This is a genomic window from Kingella kingae ATCC 23330 (genome assembly GCF_900111845.1).
GTDB lineage: Bacteria > Pseudomonadota > Gammaproteobacteria > Burkholderiales > Neisseriaceae > Kingella > Kingella kingae.
In genome coordinates, this window is record NZ_FOJK01000042.1 from 1 (window position 1) to 3,441 (window position 3,441).

Consider the following 3,441-nt stretch of genomic DNA (forward strand, 5'->3'; position numbering starts at 1 on the left):
TTGGTATTTATATAAAATCAGGCACTTGGTAGAAAATGCTTTTGCACGATTAAAGCATTTTCGTGCGCTGGCAACACGGTACGATAAATTAAAACGTAATTATGAAAGTACCGTGTCATTAGCTTGTACTTTGATTTGGTTGAAATTATAGCTAAAATGTCATTAGCCCCTAGCGATGACTGAAAAAAACAGGTTGAGAAACAACTAATTATGTATAGAGATTTCAAAAATATGATGAATGAAGATGCCATTAGAGAAGTTGAAATCATCATGCGAATATTTAATTTAGCACCTGATAATTTAGAAAAAATTAAGTATTTGAATTGAGAACTTATTTTGCTGTAAATTTAAGCAATGTTTTTGTAAATATTTGCTATTTATAAAGCTTTATTATGAATATAGGTTAAAATGCAATAACCTGCCATCGTGGGATTGCTATTATGTTTTTTTGGGGAAAATTATCTAGTTTAGGTTACATTGGCATCTCTTTAATTATAGCTTCTTGCTTAGCTCCTTTGGATCAAGGGGAGAATCAATATAAATATTTTTATAAATATTAAAAAAAAAGAAATTAAATAAACATGAAGATATTTGTAAAAAAATAATTATATTCTGTTTTTTTATTGGGTTATGTTTGTTGTTATTTGACTTTTTAGTAAGTTAGGAGCATCTATAATGAGTGAGTGCAGAACATCATTAAAAGATAAATCAGGGGCAGAGTATTTAGAATATGCTGTTTTAGGGGCATCATTAGTTGCTGGCGCATATGGTAGAAGTATTGCTGGTTCAGTAGTATCAAAAATGGGTCATAATGCCATCAGGAATCAATTTGGTAATGTTACAAATGCTGGAAAAGCATATAGAAATGCATTAATTGAACAAGCAGGATGGGTTGCTAATGCTTCTGATTTATTGAATAAAATTCATAATGGTACGACACAGGAAGAAGATTACTTGCAATTAGCAAATACAAGTATTTCTACTTTATCTGGAGCTGGTCTGTTGATGGGCTTAGCTGCTCCTGCTGTAGCTGGACCATTGATGACAGCAGCTTTTGTAGGAAGTATCGCAATCGGAGTGTATACTTTTGTTAAAGAGATACAAAAACCAATCTGTGGACATGATGTCTAAAGATTACAAAAGGTTAAATAAAGACGGAAAAGCCCACGGCTACGACCCCTTAATCCTAAACCTAGACGGCAAAGGCATTCAAACTCTTGCCCCCCTCTTCTGTCAGCGCACGCTTCGACCACAACGCAGACGGTATTGCAACTGCTACGGGTTGGACAGCAGCAGGTAATGGTATTTTGGCATTGGATTTGGATAAAAACGGCAAAATTGATAGCGGTAAAGAAATTTTTGGTAATCATTCGGTTTTGTCTAATGGTACGGCAGCAGCACACGGTTATGCCGCATTGGCAGAATTAGACAGCAATGCCGATGGCATCATTAGCGCATTGGATGATGCTTTTAGCAGCCTGAAAGTATGGCAAGACATCAATCTAAAAGCCCCTAATTTACAGGGTTTAGGTCGCTTACGTGATTTGCGCCCGATTACGCTGAATTAACAAGTAATGTTAAATAGTTTTGATATTTCAGGCAGCCTGAAAGTTGATTGAAGTATCATAATTACGAAAATAAGAATAAGCCTCAAAGTTGTTGATCGCAATTTTAAATTATGATAAATTTTGTAAAATTTCTGTTACTGGGAGAGGTTAAAATGATGATGAAACTTGAAATGTGTTGGTGCAAGCCACCATACTATGCTTGCTATTTATATGAATTGTTAAATTTGCAATTTAATTTTATACAACAATTTTTATAATTGGATTTGATATGTCAAAAATTATATTGCTGATAATATCAATTATGGCATTAAATTCATGTTCTGAAAACCAGATATATCTATATAAAATACAATATGAAAATGGAAAGAAAAATTATACAATCTCATTCCCTATTCAAGTTAAGAAAAATGGTTATTTTTGTGCCTTCTTAAATATGCATAATTTACCTGAAAAAATTAAGGATGAAGCATTTGATTCTTATAGTATGTATGGGGATTTAAATAATAAAACAGTTTCTAGTATATCAATTTTTGATGAAAAAAGAAATATTATATATAAAAATCATAATTTTCATCTCGTGGTTGCACATGGTGGTAATGGATTATCTCTTCACCTTATGCCAAAGTGTATAAAATTAACAAAAAATAAATATGTTGTATTTATAAACATAAATAGTGAGGCACATGACTTTTTATTGGGAAATAAAAATAATAGTATTGAATTTACAGATTTACACTCTGGTAAATAATATTTTAGTTAACAGAAGGAGTTTTAAAATGGCATATACAGTAACCATAAATATTGCTGCGCCAAAAACAAAGTACGAGGACGGAGAACCATCTTTTGCAGGTCATATGTGGTATGAAGTTCATGATAGAAGTAATAATAAATCAAATAGCTATGGGTTTGCGCCTATTAAACATGGGGAAGCAGATGGTCCAGGTGAACCCAAATATGATGATTCCAGTAAATATCAGGGTAGATATTTTACAAAAACTATTGAAATAACGGAAGACCAATATAAAATACTAAATGATTTTGGGCGTTACCCTGAAAAGTATGGCTTTAATATGCACTATAATGCAGCTACAAATAGCTGTGTAGATTATACATGGAAGGCATTATATGCTGCAGGATTTAAGCTAAAAAAGACAGCAGATTATCCAACTACTGGATTTGAAGGTAAATTATATCCACATAATAATATAGACCCATTAAAACACCTTATAAATCCCAAAATTCCAAATCAAGACCCCAAATGGCAATTGCCTTGGTATCCTGATAATGGGTATCAATGTTTAGCTCCATGGATTATTCCAACTAGTCGCTCTAACAAAGCCCACGGCTACGACCCCTTAATCCTAGACCTAGGCAGTAACGGCATCGAAACCATCTCTGTTGCAGGTTTTTCAGGCAGCTTATTTGACCATAACAATGACGGTATTCGCACTGCTACAGGTTGGGTATCGGCTGATGATGGTTTGCTTGTGCGCGATTTAAACGGAAATGGTTTGATTGATAATGGTAATGAATTATTTGGTAACAATACACGTTTAGCTAATGGACAAAATGCGGCTCATGGTTATGCTGCATTAGCCGAATTAGACAGCAACAATGATGGTAAAGTAAATGCTTTGGATAAGGCATTCAATGAATTAAGAGTATGGATAGATGCTAATAGCGATGGTATTAGTCAAGTAAGCGAATTGCATACTCTAATGAGTTTAGATATTCAATCTCTTAATCTAGAACATCAAGAAAATAGCAAAGATTTAGGCAATGGCAACCGTTTAACCCATATTGGTAGCTACACTAAAATAGATGGTACAACTAGTGAAATGGGCGATGTAGAATTTGCTAGCAACAGTTTGTA

4 protein-coding genes and 1 pseudogene are annotated in these 3,441 nt (G+C 33.5%); all 5 read left to right on the top strand.

What is annotated here, in order from left to right; all coding sequences use genetic code 11:
* A partial coding sequence (locus BQ5809_RS07890; RefSeq protein ID WP_143452389.1) for a transposase occupies positions 1-151 on the top strand: 151 nt, incomplete at its 5' end.
* A gap of 524 nt (positions 152-675) precedes the next feature.
* Complete coding sequence (locus BQ5809_RS07895; protein WP_003785686.1) at positions 676-1,131, top strand: hypothetical protein; 456 nt, start codon at positions 676-678, stop codon at positions 1,129-1,131.
* An 86-nt stretch (positions 1,132-1,217) separates the two neighbouring features.
* Entirely contained in the window at positions 1,218-1,568 is a 351-nt protein-coding gene (locus BQ5809_RS07900; RefSeq protein ID WP_003785684.1) for a hypothetical protein, read from the top strand.
* A 268-nt stretch (positions 1,569-1,836) separates the two neighbouring features.
* Complete coding sequence (locus BQ5809_RS07905) at positions 1,837-2,316, top strand: hypothetical protein (protein WP_003785681.1); 480 nt, start codon at positions 1,837-1,839, stop codon at positions 2,314-2,316.
* Positions 2,317-2,344: 28 nt separating this feature from the next.
* Positions 2,345-3,441: pseudogene (locus BQ5809_RS11300) on the top strand (calcium-binding protein); the annotation flags it as partial.